The sequence below is a fragment of the Alkalicoccobacillus porphyridii genome (assembly GCF_007293315.1).
GTDB classification, from domain to species: Bacteria; Bacillota; Bacilli; order Bacillales; family Bacillaceae_D; genus Alkalicoccobacillus; species Alkalicoccobacillus porphyridii.
Genome location: NZ_VLXZ01000260.1, coordinates 1 through 264 on the forward strand (window position 1 = coordinate 1; position 264 = coordinate 264).

Below are 264 nucleotides of genomic sequence, written 5' to 3' on the forward strand. Positions count from 1 at the left end.
GTTTATTTCCGTTATTAATAGAAATGGAGAAATAAATAGGCGTATTCTACAATTGCGACAAAAACAACGATATTAATCAGTTTATGACTGATTTGCTGTACTTTATTCTCTTTCATTGGTACTTCCTCGCTTTAAAAAAGAGTGCACTTCGTAAGTGCCCTTATATAAATAACGAGTTTGGTCAACCAATTTTTTGACATGTATCACAAATTTGAATAGATGTATTACATCAACTATCTTTTATTGCACCAACGTCATTGATAT

General features: G+C 30.7%; 1 protein-coding gene. It reads right to left on the bottom strand.

The genetic code is table 11. The features are described 5' to 3' along the window. Window positions 1-14: 14 nt before the first annotated feature. Window positions 15-116: a small membrane protein YkgR gene (ykgR, locus tag FN960_RS24255; protein ID WP_000662258.1), complete on the bottom strand. Its 102-nt coding sequence runs from the start codon at window positions 114-116 to the stop codon at window positions 15-17. Window positions 117-264: the final 148 nt, after the last annotated feature.